Below are 18,370 nucleotides of genomic sequence, written 5' to 3' on the forward strand. Positions count from 1 at the left end.
TTGTCGCTGCCCAAGCATCGGGAAGACGAGGGAGTGTTGCCATGACAGACAAACCGGCCAAAGGAACGAAACCGCTGCCCGCCACCAGCATGAACGTGCATAACGCCATGCTTGGCCTGCGTGGGCGCGACCTGGTGTCGACCCTGCGCAGGGTTGGCCGCCACGGCTTGACCAACCCGCTGCACACTGCGCGGCACCTGTTGGCGCTCGGCGGCCAACTGGGCCGCGTGATGCTGGGCGACACGCCCTATCAGCCCAACCCTCGCGACAGCCGCTTCAACGACCCTACCTGGAGCCAGAACCCGTTTTACCGCCGGGGCCTGCAGGCCTATCTGGCCTGGCAGAAGCAGACGCGCCAGTGGATCGACGAAAGCCACCTGGATGACGATGATCGGGCACGCGCCCACTTCCTGTTCGGCATGATCAACGACGCCCTGGCGCCGAGCAATTCGCTGCTCAACCCGCTGGCCGTCAAAGAGCTGCTGAACACCGGCGGGCAAAGCCTGGTGCGTGGCCTGGCCCACTTGCTGGACGACCTGCGTCACAATGACGGCCTGCCGCGCCAAGTGGACGAACGCGCTTTCGAGGTGGGTGGCAGCCTGGCGGCGACACCCGGTGCGGTGGTGTTTCGCAACGAGCTGCTGGAGCTGATCCAGTACAAGCCGATGAGTGAAAAACAGCACGCCAGGCCCCTGCTGGTGGTACCACCGCAAATCAACAAGTTCTACATCTTCGACATGCAGGCGCACAACAGCTTCGTCCAGTACATGCTCAAGAACGGCCTGCAGGTGTTCATGATCAGCTGGCGCAACCCCGACCCGCGCCACCGCGAATGGGGCTTGTCCTCGTACGTTCAGGCGTTGGAAGAAGCACTGAACGCCTGCCGCAGCATCAGCGGCAACCGCGACCCCAACCTGATGGGTGCCTGTGCCGGCGGCCTGACCATGGCTGCACTGCAGGGCCACCTGCAGGCCAGACATCAGCTGCGCAAGATCCGCAGCGCCACTTACCTGGTCAGCCTGCTCGACAGCAAGTTCGACAGCCCGGCCAGCCTGTTCGCCGACGAGCAGACCGTCGAGGCGGCCAAGCGCCGTTCCTATCAACGGGGTGTACTGGACGGCGGCGAGGTGGCGAGGATTTTCGCCTGGATGCGCCCCAACGACCTGATCTGGAACTACTGGGTCAACAACTACCTGCTTGGCAAAGCCCCACCCGCGTTCGACATCCTCTACTGGAACGCCGACAACACACGGCTGCCGGCGGCACTGCACGGCGACTTGCTGGACTTTTTCAAGCACAACCCGCTCACCCACCCGGCCGGCCTTGAAGTATGCGGCACGCCCATCGACCTCAAGCAGGTCGACCTTGACAGTTTTACCGTGGCCGGCAGCAACGATCACATCACCCCGTGGGACGCCGTGTATCGCTCTGCCCTGCTGCTCGGTGGCGACCGGCGTTTCGTGCTGGCCAACAGCGGGCACATTCAAAGCATCATCAACCCACCGGGCAACCCCAAGGCCTACTACCTGGAAAACCCCAAGCTTGCGAGCGATCCGCGCGCCTGGTTCTACGAGGCCAAACGCAGCGACGGCAGTTGGTGGCCGTTGTGGCTGGAATGGATCACTCCGCGCTCTGGTCCGCTCAAGGCTCCCCGTACCGAGCTGGGCAACAGCACCTACCCACCGCTCGGCCCGGCGCCAGGCACCTATGTCCTGACCCGATGAGCCCGACGACCGGATGAAGACCCGCGACCGTATCCTGGAATGCGCCCTGCAGCTGTTCAACCAGCAGGGCGAACCGAACGTATCCACCTTGGAGATTGCCAACGAACTGGGCATCAGCCCGGGCAACCTGTATTACCACTTCCACGGCAAGGAACCCTTGGTGCTGGGCCTGTTCGAGCGCTTCGAGGACGCGCTGATGCCCTTGCTTGACCCACCCCTGGAAGTGCGCCTGGACGCCGAGGACTACTGGCTGTTCCTGCACCTGATTGTCGAGCACATGTCGCAGTACCGCTTCCTGTTTCAGGACCTCTCCAACCTCACTGGCCGCCTGCCAAAGCTGGCACGCGGCATGCGCAGCCTGATCAATGCCCTCAAGCGCACGTTGGCGGCGCTGTTGGCCAGCCTCAAGGGCCAGGGGCTGGTAGAGAGTGGTACGCAGGCGCTGGGGCAGCTGGTGGAGCAGATCACGATGACGCTGCTGTTCTCGCTGGATTACCAGCGTGTGCTGGGGCGCGAGGGGGATGTGGGGATCGTGGTATACCAGGTGATGATGCTGGTGGCGCCGCATCTGCAGGCACAGGCGCGGGCGGCGGCGGAGCAGTTGGCTGTGCGCTACCTGGAGGGGTAGGCCTGCTGTTTCGGCGCTGGGGCCTTCGCGGGCATGCCCGCTCCCACAGGGCCTGCGCTGACCCGTTGATCGGCGCTGTCCCTGTGCGAGCGGGCAAGCCCGCGAAGAAGGCGATGCGGTATCAGATCAAGGTACCGGTGCCGTTTGGTGCCGACGGGGCGCTGCTGGCCGGGGCGGTGGCAGGTGTCGGTGCTGTGGTAGCGGCCGGGGCCGCGCTGGCCGCTGGGGCTGCCGGTTTCGCGGCTGCCGGCTTGGCCGGTGCTTTCTTCACCGCAGGTTTCTTCGCTACCGCTGGCTTGGCCGCCGCAGCCTTGGCGGCGGCAGGTTTGGCCGCCGGCTTGGCAGCAGGTTTGGCCGCTGCCGTTTTAGCTGCAGGTTTGGCTGCCGCGGTTTTCGCCGCAGGCTTGGCCGCTGCTGCCTTGGCCAGTGGCTTGGCCGCTGCCTTGCTCGCAGCCGGTTTGGCCGCCGCAGCGCGCGACGAAACCGGCGTAACCGAAGCACCGGTCAGTTTCTCGATCTGCTTGGTCAGGCTGTCCACCTGCTGGTGCAGGGCCTTGATCTCGTTGCGGCTTGGCACACCCAAACGCGATATGGCGCTGTTCAGGCGCTTGTCGAAGGCTTCTTCGAGCTCGCTCCATTTGCCCAGCGCACGGTCTTTCACACCAGACACACGCGAGGTGGTCGAAGCCTTGGCGGTGTCGGCCACATCTTCAGCGGTCTTCTTCGCCTGTTTCTCGGCCTTCTCGCCATCCTTCACCAGCGAGTCGAACAGCTTGGGGCCGTCCTGGTCGATCTTCGAATAGATACCCAGCCCCGCCAGCCAGATCTTGCGGGAGTACTTCTCGATCCCGCCGACCCAGGAGCTGCTTTCTTTATCGGAATTCTTCTTGCCAGCCATCCTGCTCTCCTTATGGTTTGTGCGCGACGCGCTCAAGCAGCTCGTGCAGCTGTTCAAGCTTCACCGACAACGCCTCAACGTCATGTTTAGACGGAATGCCGAGGCGATTCAAGGCGCGTCCTACCCGCGCGTCGAAAGCTTTTTCGATCTTGTCGAGTTGAATTTCGACCTTGCCGCGTACGCGGCTGACTTCTTCAGCGGCGTCGTCGATCTGGTGGTTGGCAGCATCGAGCTCTTTGTCGATGCGTTTCTTGCCACGTTTTTCAACACCTTCGCCGGCCTTGACCAGCTCGCTGAAATACTCGGAACCTTCCTGGCCGACGCGGGCATAAGCGCCGATACCTGCCAGCCAGATCTTGCGCGCGTAGCCGCGCACCTCACCCAGCGTGCCCTGGGCGTCTTCCTTTTTCTTCACAGTCACTTTGGCCATGCTCAGTGCCTCATGTTCATCAGTGGAGGAGGATGCGCCCATGAACGCTGGGCTGATGCCTAAGGTAGGGAACAAAATTAGAAACCACACCCTAAGAACACGCATCACGACCTATCTACCTCACCCGTTACCCATGCAGCTTCTACCGTTCGCGCTCATTGACTAAACGGAGCTCGACTCGCATGGCTGTTTCCTCCTCGACAACCACCTATCGGCAGCTGGTGGCCAGCCGCTTCGCCAAACGCCCCACGCTACGTCAGCTGCTGGCTAGCGAAGGCTTCAGCGTGCTTGCCGATCGCTACCCGTGGATCGTTCGCAACTATCCGGACCTTGAAGGCCTCGAGCGTTTCACCGTGCTCAGGGCAGCACCTTCCGAGCCGCCAGTACAGCCACTGGTGCCCCTGCTGCTCGAGCACTACCTGAACGGCCGCCCCATGGACCTGGGGTCGGCGGATCAGCTCAGCATCGCACCACCGCAACCCTTCTACCCCCAGGAGCAAGGTGAAAACCCTGCCAGTCAGCCGCGAATCACGCTTGATATGGCAATGCTCAACCAGGATTTCGACACACTGCTGGCCGCTCTGGGCGATGCGTTCGAGCAGGCCCAAATCAGCTTCTGGGCCGGCACTGACGGCATTTCCGAGCGCTCCAACGTGCGCTGGCTGGCACACCTGCTGAAAGCTTCGCTGCTGAACGGGGTTGAACGCCAAGGGCTGGATGACACCGCCAAAGGCACGCTCTATCGCTTGCTGGAGAATGGGGCCGACACCCCCGCCGTCAGCGGCCTGCAGATATCGCTGGGCATGTCGGGCAACACCCAGTCGTTCACCCTGGCGGACCTTGTATTGTTCGGCCCCGATCAGGTGCTGTGGTGCAGCCCTGCGGGCAAAGTACGCCGCTACGTGGATGCAACCACCTTTGCCAGCGCCCTGCGCGACCAGTTGGCGCAAGCCTATCGCTTCGAGGCGTTCAGCTGGGCACATCGCCCCTTGCTGGGCGACCCCTTCGAACACCAGGCCACCGCCATGCTCAACAGCATTCTTGAGCGCCTCGGCCGCCTGAGCCTGGCCTCGTTCAGCACCGTCGAGGAGCTGGAACAGACGCTCGACGCCGTTACAGACCCCGCCTCCGATATTTCCGGCCAGTGGCTGGTGAACGAAGCCCAACCAGACATCGCCCTGCCGGCCTGGCTGGCTTCGGCGGCCGCCAGTGACCGCCTGCTGTACAGCGACGCAGTGCTGCGGCTATGCGCTCGCCAGGCGCAGGCGGGCAGCAAAGGTTCGCTGGACGACATCGAACCCCTGGACACCTATGCCAGAAGGCGCCTTCGCGAGCGCATGCAGCTCGACCACCCCGACCAGGCGCCGCTCGACCCTGACCTGCTGCTGATAGAGATTTCCGTCGTGGTTCCTGTGTCTTCGACAGGGCCGGCCGTGCTGCGGCACCTCAAACGCATAACCCTGACCGAGATGGCCGTAGTGCGCCTGCACACCGACCTGAACGAAGTGGCATCTGGCCTGACCTATCAGGGGCGCCAGCCGGAGCAAGCCTGGATGACCCTTGATTACCTCCAGGCACTGGTCACCGAGGTGGACATCGGCGGCCAGTACCCGGTGCACGTGGCGGCCCAGTTGCAGGCATTCGAGCATGACCCCGAACAAGTCCAGCGCTTCGCCCGAGAATGGCGTGGCAATCTGGCGTTCACGGCCCTAAAGGCGAAAATTGACGGCCAGATTGGCGAGACCGCCTGCCTGGCTGTTGTCGAATTCTGCCTGGGCAAAGCGCTGCCAGCAGAACCGTTGACCTTCTCGCCACTGGTGCTGCAACCGTTCAAGGGTGCCCCTGAAGGCGACACTGTGCAGGGCATGTTTGTGCTGCACGTCCAGGCCAGCGCCAGCTATTTGCTTTACCGCCCGTTGTTTGCCGAACAACCCTTGGCAGAACATGCCAGCCTGGATGCACTGATGGCTCAGATCCAGACCAATCCACAACTGCAACAGGACGTGCTCGACTGGGTAGATGACGAAAACCGAGCCGTCTATCAGAATGGCGGCTTCCTTCGGCCCCACCTGCATCCGCGCATGTCGAAACTGGCACACTGGCTGGGCGGTGGCACAGCGTGGACAGATGCTGCGCTGGAGTCGCTGCGGACCCCGGTTACCGTGGTGCATGAGCCTTGGCAGGGCGATCTGGACATCAAGCTGCACGAGTCGAGAGTCCAGGCGCTATTGCTTCTTGCCTCGCGCCAGACGGTCTCGAACTCACAGCAGCGCTGGGCGCTGGCCTGGCAGCTTGGCTGGATGCTGTTCAACGCCACCACGCCACTGCTGCGAGGTCCGGCGGCGGCCGTGGCCTGGGTGGTGGCTGCAGTGGCAGCATTGAAGGACGATTTGTCTGCCCTCACTCAAGGCACACCCGAAGCGCAGGCCTTGGCAGTCACTGACCTGCTGGCCAATGTCGCCATGTTGTTGATTCATGACGTTGGCAGCGTCACACCTGAGCCCCCTTCGGCCCGGCTGCAAGGCCCTCTGCCACGGCTTGAAAGCCTGGAAGCCCGACCGTCAGCTGCTGCGGCCTGGCGGGAGGCACCGGACGAAGGCGCCTGGCAATCGCCGGTTCCGACCCAAACCCACGTCACGCTGTTGAGCTGGGGCGACAACCAACGCTTGGGCAACCTTCCAGCGCCAACCCGACAAGCGCTGGGTCAACTGCAGGCCAACATTTCCCTGCAGGGGCGCACGGTGCAGCGCCAAGGCAGGCTTCGAGGGCTGTATGCCATCGAAGACCGCTACTACGTGAAGTTGCACGAGGTCGCCTACGAGGTGCTGGAAAGCGAGACAGGCCTGCGGATCATCGGCCCGCCGCAAAACGTGGATGAATGGCAAGCCCGCTGGGGTGGCAACCCGGACGGCTACCATATCGTTGGCCGCCAACGCAGTTACGGCCCCTGGCTGACACGCCGGAACGATACCTGGGTACTGGACCTCGCCCTGGCAGGTGGCATGCCGAAAAGCCGGCAGCAGATCATTGCGCAAAACCAACAGCAGTTCGACAGTTTGAACCAAGCGGTGTCTGCCAATCACAATGCCCTGAAAAAGATCAAGCCGCTGCTGGATGCCAACCAGCAATTGATGACCGACTACGATGCCGAGGCGAACGCCTTCGGGAAGGCCCTGGCCAGGGCAGGTGGCCAGGCAGCCATGGACGAACACTTGCAGCAACAGAACCGGGACCTGGCTGCCCGGCGTCTCGAGCTTATGCCGCAGATTCGCACGATATCGCTGTGCCTGGAAAAACAAGCGTCACTGCTGCAGACCAATGCCTCCCTCCTGCGCCAGCTGATGGAGCCCAGGTTCGCCAGGCTCGACCCGCTAGGCACCGCCCGACGCAGCCTGGGTGTCCTTTCCGAAACGCAGGTCGAGAACGACATCCTCTTGCTTCGCCGTCTGCTGGAACAATCGGACCACCAGGGCCTTGAGCAAAAATCTGTCGGCCTGAAAAAAGTGCCTGTGACCGATGAGCAAAAACAGCGCCATGTTTCGTTTCGCCAGGCAGTGCGTGACACGCTGGACATCGTCAGCCGCCTGCGCACGGTCAGTGAGCGGCTTGACACCCTCTTGCCCCGAATGCTGGAGGACCCGCTGATCACGTTCCCGAACAAGGACAAGAAAGCCAAGGTCGAAGCGGCCATCGCGCTGCGGCCCTATTCAACACTGGTCATTCGTGCGCAGCAGCTGAGCGACATGGCGTACCTGTTGCTGGACAAGACGCGCCTGACCGAACAGGTGGCCATCGATCTTCTACCGGTGCAGCAATCACTGGACAGCAGGCAGTTCTCACAAACCGTCTGGACACATGATGGGATCGCGACTGCAAACCTGCCCCAGGAAGAGCAGGCAGCGTTGCTCGGCGACGCATTGCGCGAGTATGAGACCACGCTCGGCAAGGCCCAGTACCTACAATCCTTCGAGCATCCGGCCATCGACCAGACCATACTGCAAGCGTACATCGAGGAATTGTCGGTACTGGTGCACATCACGGAATCACAACTAGCCAGCGCCCTGGTCAACGTCGACAGCGGCGCAAGCCCCGCCCCCGCCCCAGTGATGTACCGTGTACATCCTCGCAAGAGCATGGTGATCAGGACGGCGCAAGGTCGCAGGTTACTGGTTGACCGGGCGCAAGGCAGCAACCGGGCGGTTCAACATGACCCCGTCACTCAGCAACCTGCCAGCACCTTCGAGCAGCGCGACGGCGAGTGGTTCGAGCTGGCACCGGCGGAACCACCGGTGGCCCTCGACACCTCCGAACTGCGCCAGCGCGCCACCAGCCTGCTCGCCAGCCGTGAGGAGCGAATCGCCAAGGCCGCACGCCATATCCACGAGCCGAATGCCCTGTCCAACCTCATGGACTGGCATATCGAAGACATGCTCGAGATCGCCGTCAAAATCAAGGGCATCAAGGACGATCCCCGGTTGGCCGCGTTAACTGGCGAACTGCGTGAAGCGGTAGCCTACGTGCGGGCGGAGAAACAACGGCTGCTTACCCAGTCCTACCTCACCACACATCACCCCGATGCCACCGCATTGCGCTACCTGCATGAACAACAGCGCCTGCAGATCACGCCAACCGTGGCAAGGAAACCGACGCGTCGCGCGGATGATTTTCTGGACGTGTATGAGATCAGAGACACGCATGCCCCCACAGCGGTGCTTTGGGAGGCGCATTTTCATTACCGCAGCAAGCAGGCCAGCGCCCTCGACTTCGCCAAGGGTCACTTGAAGTTCTGGGAGCCCCGGAGCCTGGAGCGAGAGGAACAACTCAAGCAGGCCACAACCGCCGAGCGGATCAAGATCTACCGGGGCGATCTGAAGCGCGAAGATGTGGCAGACATCATACCGTTCCCTGCCGATTGATCGTGGGACGGGCCGACCTCGGTCGGCCCGTCAGGCTCAGACCAGCGCCTTGTCCAGCGCCCGCTCGATTTCACCCTTGATGGTGCCGCTCATCATCGACAGCATCATGCCCAGTTTCAGCTCCACACGGATGATGTCTTCGCCAATGTGCACGCTGCCGTTGGCGCCGCTGCGCGCCACATCGACCCGGTCACCGTTCCAGGTGGCCTTGAGGTCGTATTCGCGGCTGAGCTTGTCGACCAGCGCTTGCGCCTTGGCGCGGGCAGCATCGCGGCCGAGGGAGTGTTTGCGTTCAACGCTGATCTGGGTCATACGGGCATTCCTGAAGATGTAGACATAATTGGCATTATGCCCGCCCCTGCCCACTGGCACACCCCGCCAAGACAAATCCGCCCGTTCGCCCTAGAATGGCGGTAATTTTTTCCGGTGAAGCGATATGAACGACCAGCGCAAAGGCGACCACGCCGAACCCACCACCCACTTTGGTTACCAGGACGTACCTGAAAGCCAGAAGGCGAAAAAAGTCGCCGAAGTGTTCCACTCGGTGGCAGCCAAGTACGACCTGATGAACGATGTGCTTTCCGGCGGCATGCACCGCCTGTGGAAGCGCTTTACCATCGAGCTGTCGGGCGTGCGCAGCGGCAACCGGGTGCTGGACATCGCCGGCGGTACCGGTGACCTGGCTGCCAAGTTCTCGCGCCTGGTCGGCCCGACGGGTCAGGTGGTGCTGGCCGACATCAACGAGTCGATGCTCAAGGTTGGCCGTGACCGCCTGCTGGACCGTGGTGTAGCCGGCAACATCGAGTTCGTCCAGGCCGACGCCGAAAAACTGCCGTTCCCGGACAACCATTTCGACTGCGTGACCATCGCGTTCGGCCTGCGCAACGTCACCCACAAGGACGAAGCCATCCGTTCGATGCTGCGCGTGCTCAAGCCCGGTGGCCGCCTGCTGATCCTGGAATTCTCCAAACCGACCAGCAAGCTGATGTCCAAGGCCTACGACGCCTATTCGTTCGCCTTCATGCCGCTGGCGGGCAAGCTGATCACCAACGACGCCGAAAGCTACCGTTACCTCGCCGAATCGATCCGCATGCACCCGGACCAGGAAACCCTGAAGAGCATGATGGTCGAGGCCGGTTTCGACCGCGTCACCTACCACAACATGACCAGCGGCATCGTTGCCGTGCACCGGGGGATCAAACCCTGATGCTGCTGGCCGGGCTGCTCGCCAGCGTCGAACATGGCCTGAACCGCGTCCTGCGCATGGACAGCACGGCCCTGCCGCGGCTGGCCGCGCTGGAAGGCAAGGTCATCGAGATAGACTGCCGCCAACCGGCCCTGCAGGTCTTCATCCTGCCCGATGAAGACGGCCTGATGCTCGCCGCCCACTGGGAGGGCGAGGTCGACTGCAGCCTGCGCGCACCGGCCGGCAGCCTGGCGCAACTGGCCTTGGCCGGGGACAAGACCGCCGTGCTGCACAGCCCGCAGGTCGAACTGCATGGCGACAGCGCCGTGCTGCTTGACCTGTTCGGCGTGCTGCAGGACCTGGAACTGGACTGGGAGCACGAACTGCAACGCTGGCTCGGCCCGGTCGCCACGGCGCTGCTGGCAGGCCACATCCGCCTGCGTGCACGCTGGACCCGGCAGGGCCTGGCGCGCTTCAGCCAGAACCTTTCCGAGTACCTGGCCGAAGAGTCCCGCGCCCTGGTAGGCAAACGCGAAGCCGAAGCCGCCTTCAGCGAACTCGATGCCCTGAAGCTCGATACAGAACGCCTCGAGGCGCGCATCAAGCGCCTCTCCCGATCCCTTGATACCAGCGAAAACGCATGAAGCTGCTCGCCGTCCGCCGTCTTTTTCGCATCCAGCGTGTGGTGATTCGCTACCGTCTCGATGACCTGCTGTTCGATCAGCCATTGCTGCCCTGGTGGCTGGCCAGCCTGCGCCTGCTGATGCCGTGGCGCTGGCTGCCACGCAAGCCCACTGAGCTCAGCCGTGGCGCGCGCCTGCGCCTGGCGTTGCAGGACCTGGGCCCGATCTTCATCAAATTTGGCCAACTGCTGTCCACCCGCCGCGACCTGCTGCCCACCGATATCGCCGACGAGCTGATGTTGCTGCAGGACCGCGTGCCGCCGTTCGACCCGAAACAGGCCGTGGCACTGATTGAAGCGCAGCTGGGCGCGAAGGTTGGTGAGGTGTTCAGCCGCTTCGACGTCGAACCGCTGGCCTCGGCCTCGGTGGCCCAGGTGCACGCCGCACGCCTCAAGACGGGCGAAGAGGTGGTGGTCAAGGTCGTGCGCCCGGGCCTGAAGCCGGTGATCGCCCAGGACCTGGCCTGGCTGTTCCTGATTGCCAAGGCCGCCGAGCGCGCCTCGGCGGATGCCCGCCGCCTGCACCCGGTGGAAATCGTCGGCGACTACGAAAAAACCATTTACGACGAGCTCGACCTGCTGCGCGAGGCTGCCAACGCCAGCCAGCTGCGGCGCAACTTCGAAGGCTCCGAGCTGATGTACGTGCCCCAGGTCTACTGGGACCTGTGCCGCCCTAAAGTGCTGGTGATGGAGCGCATCTACGGCGTACCGGTGACCGACATGGCCACCCTGGCCGACCAGCGCACTGACATGAAGCTGCTGGCCGAGCGCGGGGTGGAGGTATTCTTCACCCAGGTCTTCCGCGACAGCTTCTTCCACGCCGACATGCACCCGGGCAACATCTTTGTCAGTACGGTCAAGCCGTGGAGCCCGCAGTACATCGCCATCGACTGCGGCATCGTCGGCAGCTTGACCGCCGAGGACCAGGATTACCTGGCGCGCAACCTGTTTGCCTTCTTCAAGCGTGACTACCGACGCGTTGCCGAGTTGCACATCGACTCCGGCTGGGTGCCGGCGCATACCAAGGTCAACGAATTCGAAGCGGCGATCCGCACCGTGTGCGAACCAATCTTCGAAAAACCGTTAAAGGATATTTCCTTCGGCCAGGTGCTGATGCGCCTGTTCCAGACGGCGCGGCGCTTCAACATGGAAGTGCAGCCGCAACTGGTGCTGCTGCAAAAGACCCTGCTCAACATCGAGGGCCTGGGCCGCCAGCTGTACCCCGACCTGGACCTGTGGAGCACCGCCAAACCCTACCTCGAACGCTGGATGCGCGACCGCTACAGCCCCAAGGCCGTGCTCGGCAACATTCATGGGCAGGTGGAGCAGTTGCCGCACCTGACCAACATGGCCCGAGACCTGCTCGAACGCCTGTCGCAACCGCACCTGCACGATCCGCAAATGCCGGAACGCCGCCGCCAGGGTGACCGCTGGGCACTGCGCCTGCTGGGCGCCGGCCTGCTCAGTGGCGGCGCGGTGCTGGCCGCTGGCGCCGCCGAGGCCGCCAGCCTGGCCGCCCCTGCAGCCTGGCCGGCCTGGCTGATGCTGGCCGCAGGCCTTTACCTGATCGTGCGCCAATAGCCAGCCGCGCCTGCGGCTGGCACACTAGCGCAAAGGGCCCGATACAGGAGCGGGCCCGCTTTGGAGTCGACGATGAAAGACTGGCTGGACGAGATCAAGTGGAACAGCGACGGCCTGGTACCGGCAATCGCCCAAGACCACAAGACCGGACGCGTGCTGATGATGGCCTGGATGAACCGCGAATCGCTGGCGCTGACCGCCAGCGAACAGCGCGCCATCTACTGGTCGCGTTCGCGAGGCAAGCTGTGGCGCAAGGGCGAAGAGTCCGGGCATGTGCAGAAGCTGCATGAAATGCGCCTGGACTGCGACGCCGACGTGATCATCCTGATGGTCGAACAACTGGGCCATATCGCTTGCCATACCGGTCGGGAAAGCTGCTTCTACCGCGCCCATGAAGACGGCCAGTGGAAAATCGTCGACCCGGTCCTCAAGGACCCGGATGCCATCTACAGCGCAGGACACTGACATGAGCGACACCCTCAACCGCCTGGCCGAAGTGCTTGAAGAACGCAAGCAAGCGGCGCCTGACAGCTCCTATGTGGCCAGCCTGTACCACAAAGGCCTGAACAAGATCCTCGAAAAGCTCGGCGAAGAGTCGGTCGAAACGATCATTGCCGCCAAGGATGCTGCCGTCAGCAAGGATTACAGCGATGTCATCTACGAAACCGCCGACCTGTGGTTTCATAGCCTGGTGATGCTCAGCGCGCTGGGCCAGCATCCACAAGCCGTGCTGGATGAGCTGGACCGCCGTTTCGGGCTGTCCGGGCACGATGAAAAGGCCGCTCGACAGCCTTCGGCTTGAGCACAACGCATTCTAGGAGAGCACCATGGGTATTTTTGACTGGAAACACTGGATCGTCCTGCTGGTTGTCGTGGTCCTGGTGTTCGGCACCAAGAAGCTGAAAAACTTCGGCAGTGACCTGGGCGAGTCGATCAAGGGCTTCCGCAAGGCCATGAACGAAGAAGAGACCAAGCCGGCCGAGCAAACGCCGCCGCCAGCCCAACCGGTGCCGCCGGTGCAAAACACTGCCCAGCCGCAACAAGGCCACACCATCGAAGGCCAGGCCCAACCGGTCCAAGAGCCGCAGCGGAAAGACTGACCCATGTTCGGCATCAGTTTCAGCGAGCTGCTACTCGTAGGTCTGGTCGCGCTGCTGGTGCTCGGCCCCGAGCGCCTGCCCGGAGCCGCGCGCACGGCAGGCCTGTGGATTGGCCGGCTCAAACGCAGCTTCAACAGCATCAAGATGGAAGTGGAGCGCGAAATTGGCGCCGACGACATCCGCCGCCAGCTGCACAACGAGCACATCCTGCAGATGGAAGAGGAAGCCAAGCGCATCCTCAACCCGATGACGCCACCCGCGCAGCCGCCGGTAACCACGGCCAGCGTGCAGCCACCTGCCGGGCTCGAAGCCAGGCCGGTCGAAGCACCTGCTGCCCCGGCCGTACCCTCTGAACCGCCTCAACCGCCGCGAGCCCCATGAGCGAGAATCCGGAACACGACCAGCCGATGCCGCTGGTCTCGCACCTGACCGAACTGCGCACCCGCCTGCTGCGCTGCGTTGCCGTCATTTTCCTGATCTTTGCCGGGCTGTTTTCCTTCGCCCAGCAAATTTACACCTTGGTCTCGGCGCCGCTGCGCGACCATTTGCCGGCCAACGCGACGATGATCGCCACCGACGTGGCCTCGCCGTTCCTTACGCCGTTCAAGCTGACCATGATCGTGTCGCTGTTCCTGGCCATTCCGTTCATTCTCCAGCAGATCTGGGGCTTTATCGCGCCAGGCCTGTACCGCCATGAAAAGCGCATTGCCATTCCGCTGCTGGTGTCGAGCATTCTGTTGTTCTACGCCGGTATGGCCTTTGCCTATTTCCTCGTGTTCCCGCTGATGTTCAAGTTCTTTGCCGCCGCCACCCCGGCAGGCGTGGCAATGATGACCGACATCGCCAACTACCTCGACTTCGTGATGACGCTGTTCTTCGCCTTTGGCGTTGCCTTCGAAATCCCGGTGGCGGTGGTGTTGCTGGTGTGGATAGGCGTGGTCGACGTGAAGTACCTGAAGAAGATCCGCCCTTACGTGATCATCGGCTGCTTCGTGGTCGGCATGATCCTCACCCCGCCGGACATTTTCTCCCAGACCCTGCTGGCCGTACCTATGTGGCTATTGTTCGAGGTCGGCGTGCTATGTGGCAGCCTGATCCGCAAGCGTAGCGCCCACGACGAAGCAGCCAACGACCACAACGACCAGCCGCCAGCGACCCAACCGTGAACCTGTTGCTCCTCGAAGAGGCCGACTTCGTCTCGGCCGACCGCGTCGTTCTCGCCGACCGGCGCTTCACCCACATGCAGGAGATCCACCGCGTGGCGGTGGGCGACCACCTGCGGGTGGGCCGGATCAACGGCCTGATGGGCCAAGCCACGGTACTGCGCCTGGAAAAGCACGAAGCCGAACTTGAAGTGACCTTCGACCAGCAGCCACCGGCCAAGCTGCCGTTGACCTTGGTACTGGCAGTGCCGCGGCCAAAAATGCTGCGACGGCTGTTCCAGACCGTGGCGACCCTCGGCGTATCACGGCTGATTCTGGTGAACAGCTACAAGGTCGAGAAAAGCTTCTGGCAAACACCTTTCCTGCAGCCCGAGAGCATTCGCGAAAACCTGATCCTCGGCCTGGAACAGGCGCGTGACACGGTGCTGCCCGAGGTGATCATCGAGAAACGGTTCAAGCCTTTCGTCGAAGATCGGCTGCCCGCCATCGCCGCGGGCACCCTGGGCCTGGTCGGTCACCCCGGCCCCTACCCTGCCTGCCCGCGTGCCGTGGAACAACCCGTAACCCTGGCCATCGGCCCCGAGGGCGGCTGGATACCCTACGAAATCGAGCTGCTGGGCAAGGCTGGCCTGGCACCGGTGCAACTGGGTGATCGCATCCTGCGGGTAGAGACCGCCGTGACTGCGCTGCTTTCGCGTATTTTCTGACGCAAACGCCACTTTTTTGGCCATCAAGTTTCCCTCCCCCGGGCCGATGGCCTTGGCAACACAACAACTATTTGTGCTGCCAAGCCGCCGGGGAGTCGTACATGTATCAATGGTTAGCCCAATCGCTGGGCAATGTGAGCGTGAATCGCAAACTGGGGCTGGGTTTCGGCCTGGTGCTGCTGTTGACCCTGGCTATTACCCTGGCCGGCTGGCACGGCATGGACAGCATCATCGACCGCGGCGACAAGCTGGGTAACATCTCGGTCATCCAGCAGTACACCCAGGAACTGCGCATCGCCCGCCAGCATTACGAGCGCCGCAGTGATGACGCATCGGTGGCCGAGCTGGAGAAAGCACTGGCCAACCTCGACCGCCAGGTGCAGCTGATGCTCGGCCAGATCGAACACCCCGCCGACCGCCAGCGCCTGGAGCAGCAGCGCGAGGCAGTGCGCATCTACCAGCAGGCGTTCAACGAGCTAAAGCAGGCGGGCCAGCGCCGCGAGGCCAGCCGTAGCGTGCTCGGCGACAGCGCCGACAAGGCGGCAGAGCTGATCGGGCGCGTCCAGCGCGGCCTCCTGCAAGCTGGCGATATCAGCCAGTACCAGCACGCGGTAGACGTCAGCGCCCTGCTGCAACAAGCGCGCTTCCAGGTGCGTGGCTACACCTACAGCGGCAATACCGACTTCCAGCAAACAGCGCTGAAGGCCATCGACCAGGCCCTGGCCGAGCTGCGTGCATTGCCAGCCAAAGTGCCGGCCGAACATGCCGCCGGTCTCGACGATGCCGCCACCGCCATGGGCGGCTACCGTGATGCGGTCACCCAGTTCGGCAATGCCCAGGCTGCCAGCGAGCAGGCCCTGCAGCACATGGCCGAGCAAGGTACGTTGCTGCTGCAGACCAGCCAGGCGATGACCACCTCGCAGACCGCCGTGCGGGACGCCGGGGCCACCCAGGCCAAGACCCTGCTCGCCGTGGCCACCGGGTTGGCCTTGGCCCTCGGCCTGCTGGCGGCATGGGCTATTACCCGGCAGATCATCATTCCCCTGCGCCAGACCCTGCGCGCCGCGGAGCGGGTCGCCAGTGGCGACTTGACCCAGAACCTGCAGGTAAACCGCCGCGACGAACTGGGCCAGTTGCAAGCGAGCATGCAGCGCATGACCCAAGGCCTGCGCGAACTGATCGGCGGCATCGGTGACGGTGTCACTCAGATTGCCAGTGCCGCAGAGGAGCTGTCGGCGGTGACTGAGCAGACCAGCGCCGGGGTCAACAACCAGAAGGTCGAAACCGACCAGGTTGCGACCGCCATGAACCAGATGACGGCCACCGTGCACGAAGTGGCACGCAATGCCGAACAGGCCTCGGAAGCTGCCTTGATGGCCGACCAGCAGGCCCGCGAAGGCGACCGTGTGGTGGGCGAGGCCGTGGCGCAGATAGAGCGGCTGGCGGGTGAAGTGATCAACTCCAGCGAAGCGATGAACCAGCTCAAGACTGAAAGCGACAAGATCGGCAGTGTGCTCGACGTGATCAAGTCGGTAGCCCAGCAAACCAACCTGCTGGCCCTGAACGCCGCGATCGAAGCCGCCCGCGCTGGGGAGGCCGGGCGTGGTTTTGCCGTGGTCGCCGACGAGGTGCGCAGCCTGGCCCAGCGCACCCAGCAGTCGACTGAAGAGATCGAAGAGCTTATCGCCGGCCTGCAAAGCGGCACACAACGGGTGGCCAGCGTGATGGACAACAGCCGCCAGCTGACCGACAGCAGCGTCGAGCTGACCCGCCGTGCCGGTACCTCTCTGGAAACCATCACCCGCACGGTGTCTTCGATCCAGGCGATGAACCAGCAGATTGCAACTGCTGCAGAGGAACAGACCGCCGTCGCCGAGGAGATCAACCGCAGCGTGATGAATGTGCGGGATATATCCGACCAGACCTCGGCGGCAAGTGAAGAGACGGCCAGTTCCAGTGTGGAGCTGGCGCGGCTGGGGACCCACCTGCAGGGGTTGGTGGGGCGGTTCAAACTCTGACCCCGCCATTTCAGCTTCGCCGCACCTATTGCCGGGGCCGCTTTGCGGCCCTTTTTGCGACGCCTGGCAGCCTCCGCAGAGGCTGCGCCGCAGGGCGATTCTTCCTACAGTCGCCAGTGATTATTCCTACCTGATTATCAGGTCAAGTCCTACAGCTCCCCTGCCGATTGGCAGAGATGTGATGCCAGCAATGCGCCTGCATCCTCCCTCTCATTCGCTCGGAGACGCTCTATGTTCGCCTACCTCAACCGCAAGCTTGGCAATATCAGTGTCGCTGCCAAGCTGGCCCTCGGCTTCGCCGTAGTGCTGCTGCTCACACTGGCCACCACCATCAGCGGGTGGCGCGCCCTGGATGACGCCATCGTGCGCTCACAGCAACTCAGCGAAATAGGCCTGATCAACGACCTGACCAAAGACCTGCGGGCAGAACGCATCACCTACCGCGTGCTCAACGACGACACCAGCAAAGCGCGCATCAGCAGCATCCTCGAACAACTCAACAGCATGCTGACCACCCTGCAAAAACGCAGCAACGTCGATGAATCAAGACAGTTGCTGACCGAAAAGCTGGCGCTGTTACAGCGCCTGCGCGGCGATTTCAGCGAATTGCAACGTAGCACCGGTAACCGCAGCACGCTGCGCGAAGCCATGCAGGCTCGGGAACAGGCACTTAATGATGCGATCGACGAGCTGCAGACCCAAGCCCTGCTGAGGATGCCAGCCGACAGCCAGCAAAGTGGTGTACTGGGCCTGATGGACACCCTCACCCGACAGGTCGAAGGGGCCAATCAGCAAAGCCTGGTGCCAGCCTATACCTTCACTCCGGTCGAGGATTTCGCAAAAGTCGGCGACAACGCCCTGGATGCTGCCAAAAATAGCCTTGGGCAACTGCTTGCCGGCCTTGCGCCGCTGGGTTTGCCACGCGCAGTCAGCGAGCAGCCCGGTGTCGAGCTGGCCAAGTACCGCGCCGCCCTGGACGAGTACCGCCACGCCGCCATACGTGTCGAGCAGCTGCAGAACAATATTGAAAATATGGGCAATGAGCTGCGCGCGGTCAGCCTCGAATTGGGTAAACGCAAGGTCGAACAACGTGACAGCGAAGCCTTGGCCGCACGCTCGCTGCTGACCAGTGTGGCGCTGCTGGCACTGGCGGTGGGCGTATTGGCTGCGTGGCTGATCACCTTGCAGATCACCCAACCGCTGCGCCAGACGCTGGCCGTAGCCGCACGTATCGCCAAGGGTGACCTGAGCCAGGTTGACGCAGTGCAACGCCGTGATGAAATGGGCCAGCTGCAAACCCGCATGCGCGAAATGACCTTGAGCCTGCGCGAGTTGAT

General features: G+C 63.0%; 16 protein-coding genes and 2 pseudogenes. 15 read left to right on the forward strand and 3 right to left on the reverse strand.

Annotated features, from left to right (window positions below):
* Positions 1–41 precede the first annotated feature (41 nt).
* Together phaC and LU684_RS06360 are read left to right on the forward strand one after the other, a co-directional pair.
* Positions 42–1,724, forward strand: coding sequence for a class II poly(R)-hydroxyalkanoic acid synthase (phaC, locus tag LU684_RS06355; protein ID WP_016489553.1), 1,683 nt, complete (start codon positions 42–44; stop codon positions 1,722–1,724).
* Positions 1,725–1,737: 13 nt separating this feature from the next.
* The gene (locus LU684_RS06360) at positions 1,738–2,352 is read left to right on the forward strand and encodes a TetR/AcrR family transcriptional regulator (protein ID WP_016489554.1); all 615 of its coding nucleotides are present in this window, start codon (positions 1,738–1,740) and stop codon (positions 2,350–2,352) included.
* A 121-nt stretch (positions 2,353–2,473) separates the two neighbouring features.
* On the opposite strand, the gene LU684_RS06365 is transcribed toward LU684_RS06360, so the two are convergent.
* Both LU684_RS06365 and LU684_RS06370 read right to left on the reverse strand, forming a co-directional pair.
* Positions 2,474–3,250 (reverse strand): phasin family protein, encoded by a 777-nt coding sequence (locus tag LU684_RS06365; protein ID WP_016489555.1) that lies wholly within the window; start codon positions 3,248–3,250, stop codon positions 2,474–2,476.
* Positions 3,251–3,260: 10 nt separating this feature from the next.
* Positions 3,261–3,680, reverse strand: coding sequence for a phasin family protein (locus tag LU684_RS06370; protein ID WP_016489556.1), 420 nt, complete (start codon positions 3,678–3,680; stop codon positions 3,261–3,263).
* Positions 3,681–3,862: 182 nt separating this feature from the next.
* Between LU684_RS06370 and LU684_RS06375 the strand changes: the two genes are divergently transcribed.
* Positions 3,863–8,596: a DUF6543 domain-containing protein gene (locus LU684_RS06375; protein ID WP_102689459.1), complete on the forward strand. Its 4,734-nt coding sequence runs from the start codon at positions 3,863–3,865 to the stop codon at positions 8,594–8,596.
* A 36-nt stretch (positions 8,597–8,632) separates the two neighbouring features.
* Here the strand turns inward: LU684_RS06375 and LU684_RS06380 are convergent, their stop codons facing one another.
* On the reverse strand, positions 8,633–8,908 hold the full coding sequence (locus tag LU684_RS06380) for a polyhydroxyalkanoic acid system family protein (protein ID WP_016489558.1): 276 nt from the start codon (positions 8,906–8,908) through the stop codon (positions 8,633–8,635).
* 124 nt (positions 8,909–9,032) lie between these two features.
* Between LU684_RS06380 and ubiE the strand changes: the two genes are divergently transcribed.
* The 12 genes and pseudogenes from ubiE to LU684_RS30680 all read left to right on the forward strand — a co-directional run.
* A complete protein-coding gene (gene ubiE / locus LU684_RS06385) occupies positions 9,033–9,803 on the forward strand; it encodes a bifunctional demethylmenaquinone methyltransferase/2-methoxy-6-polyprenyl-1,4-benzoquinol methylase UbiE (protein WP_016489559.1) in 771 nt (256 codons plus the stop codon).
* Positions 9,803–10,426, forward strand: a complete 624-nt coding sequence (locus tag LU684_RS06390; protein ID WP_016489560.1) for a ubiquinone biosynthesis accessory factor UbiJ — start codon at positions 9,803–9,805, stop codon at positions 10,424–10,426. Before ubiE ends, LU684_RS06390 begins: the two co-directional genes overlap by 1 nt.
* Positions 10,423–12,045 carry a ubiquinone biosynthesis regulatory protein kinase UbiB gene (ubiB, locus tag LU684_RS06395; RefSeq protein WP_070086471.1) on the forward strand — a complete coding sequence of 541 codons (1,623 nt, stop codon included), beginning with the start codon at positions 10,423–10,425 and terminating at the stop codon, positions 12,043–12,045. Before LU684_RS06390 ends, ubiB begins: the two co-directional genes overlap by 4 nt.
* Positions 12,046–12,117: 72 nt before the next feature.
* Complete coding sequence (gene hisI, locus LU684_RS06400) at positions 12,118–12,510, forward strand: phosphoribosyl-AMP cyclohydrolase (protein WP_232894277.1); 393 nt, start codon at positions 12,118–12,120, stop codon at positions 12,508–12,510.
* 1 nt (position 12,511) lies between these two features.
* Positions 12,512–12,847, forward strand: a complete 336-nt coding sequence (locus tag LU684_RS06405) for a phosphoribosyl-ATP diphosphatase (RefSeq protein ID WP_016489563.1) — start codon at positions 12,512–12,514, stop codon at positions 12,845–12,847.
* A 25-nt stretch (positions 12,848–12,872) separates the two neighbouring features.
* On the forward strand, positions 12,873–13,145 hold the full coding sequence (locus tag LU684_RS06410; RefSeq protein WP_016489564.1) for a twin-arginine translocase TatA/TatE family subunit: 273 nt from the start codon (positions 12,873–12,875) through the stop codon (positions 13,143–13,145).
* Positions 13,146–13,148: 3 nt separating this feature from the next.
* Positions 13,149–13,526, forward strand: coding sequence for a Sec-independent protein translocase protein TatB (tatB, locus tag LU684_RS06415; protein WP_016489565.1), 378 nt, complete (start codon positions 13,149–13,151; stop codon positions 13,524–13,526).
* The gene (gene tatC, locus LU684_RS06420; RefSeq protein WP_023047997.1) at positions 13,523–14,311 is read left to right on the forward strand and encodes a twin-arginine translocase subunit TatC; all 789 of its coding nucleotides are present in this window, start codon (positions 13,523–13,525) and stop codon (positions 14,309–14,311) included. The genes tatB and tatC overlap by 4 nt, the downstream gene beginning before the upstream one ends.
* A complete protein-coding gene (locus LU684_RS06425; protein WP_060516890.1) occupies positions 14,308–15,015 on the forward strand; it encodes a 16S rRNA (uracil(1498)-N(3))-methyltransferase in 708 nt (235 codons plus the stop codon). Before tatC ends, LU684_RS06425 begins: the two co-directional genes overlap by 4 nt.
* Positions 15,016–15,233: 218 nt before the next feature.
* Positions 15,234–16,178 (forward strand): annotated as a pseudogene (locus LU684_RS30670) (methyl-accepting chemotaxis protein); the annotation flags it as partial.
* Between the two features lie 141 nt (positions 16,179–16,319).
* Positions 16,320–17,033, forward strand: a complete 714-nt coding sequence (locus LU684_RS30675) for a methyl-accepting chemotaxis protein (protein ID WP_371262275.1) — start codon at positions 16,320–16,322, stop codon at positions 17,031–17,033.
* Between the two features lie 231 nt (positions 17,034–17,264).
* Positions 17,265–18,353: pseudogene (locus tag LU684_RS30680) on the forward strand (methyl-accepting chemotaxis protein); the annotation flags it as partial.
* Positions 18,354–18,370: the final 17 nt, after the last annotated feature.

The organism is Pseudomonas sp. NMI542_15 (assembly GCF_021283425.1).
In the GTDB taxonomy this organism is placed as follows: domain Bacteria; phylum Pseudomonadota; class Gammaproteobacteria; order Pseudomonadales; family Pseudomonadaceae; genus Aquipseudomonas; species Aquipseudomonas fortuita.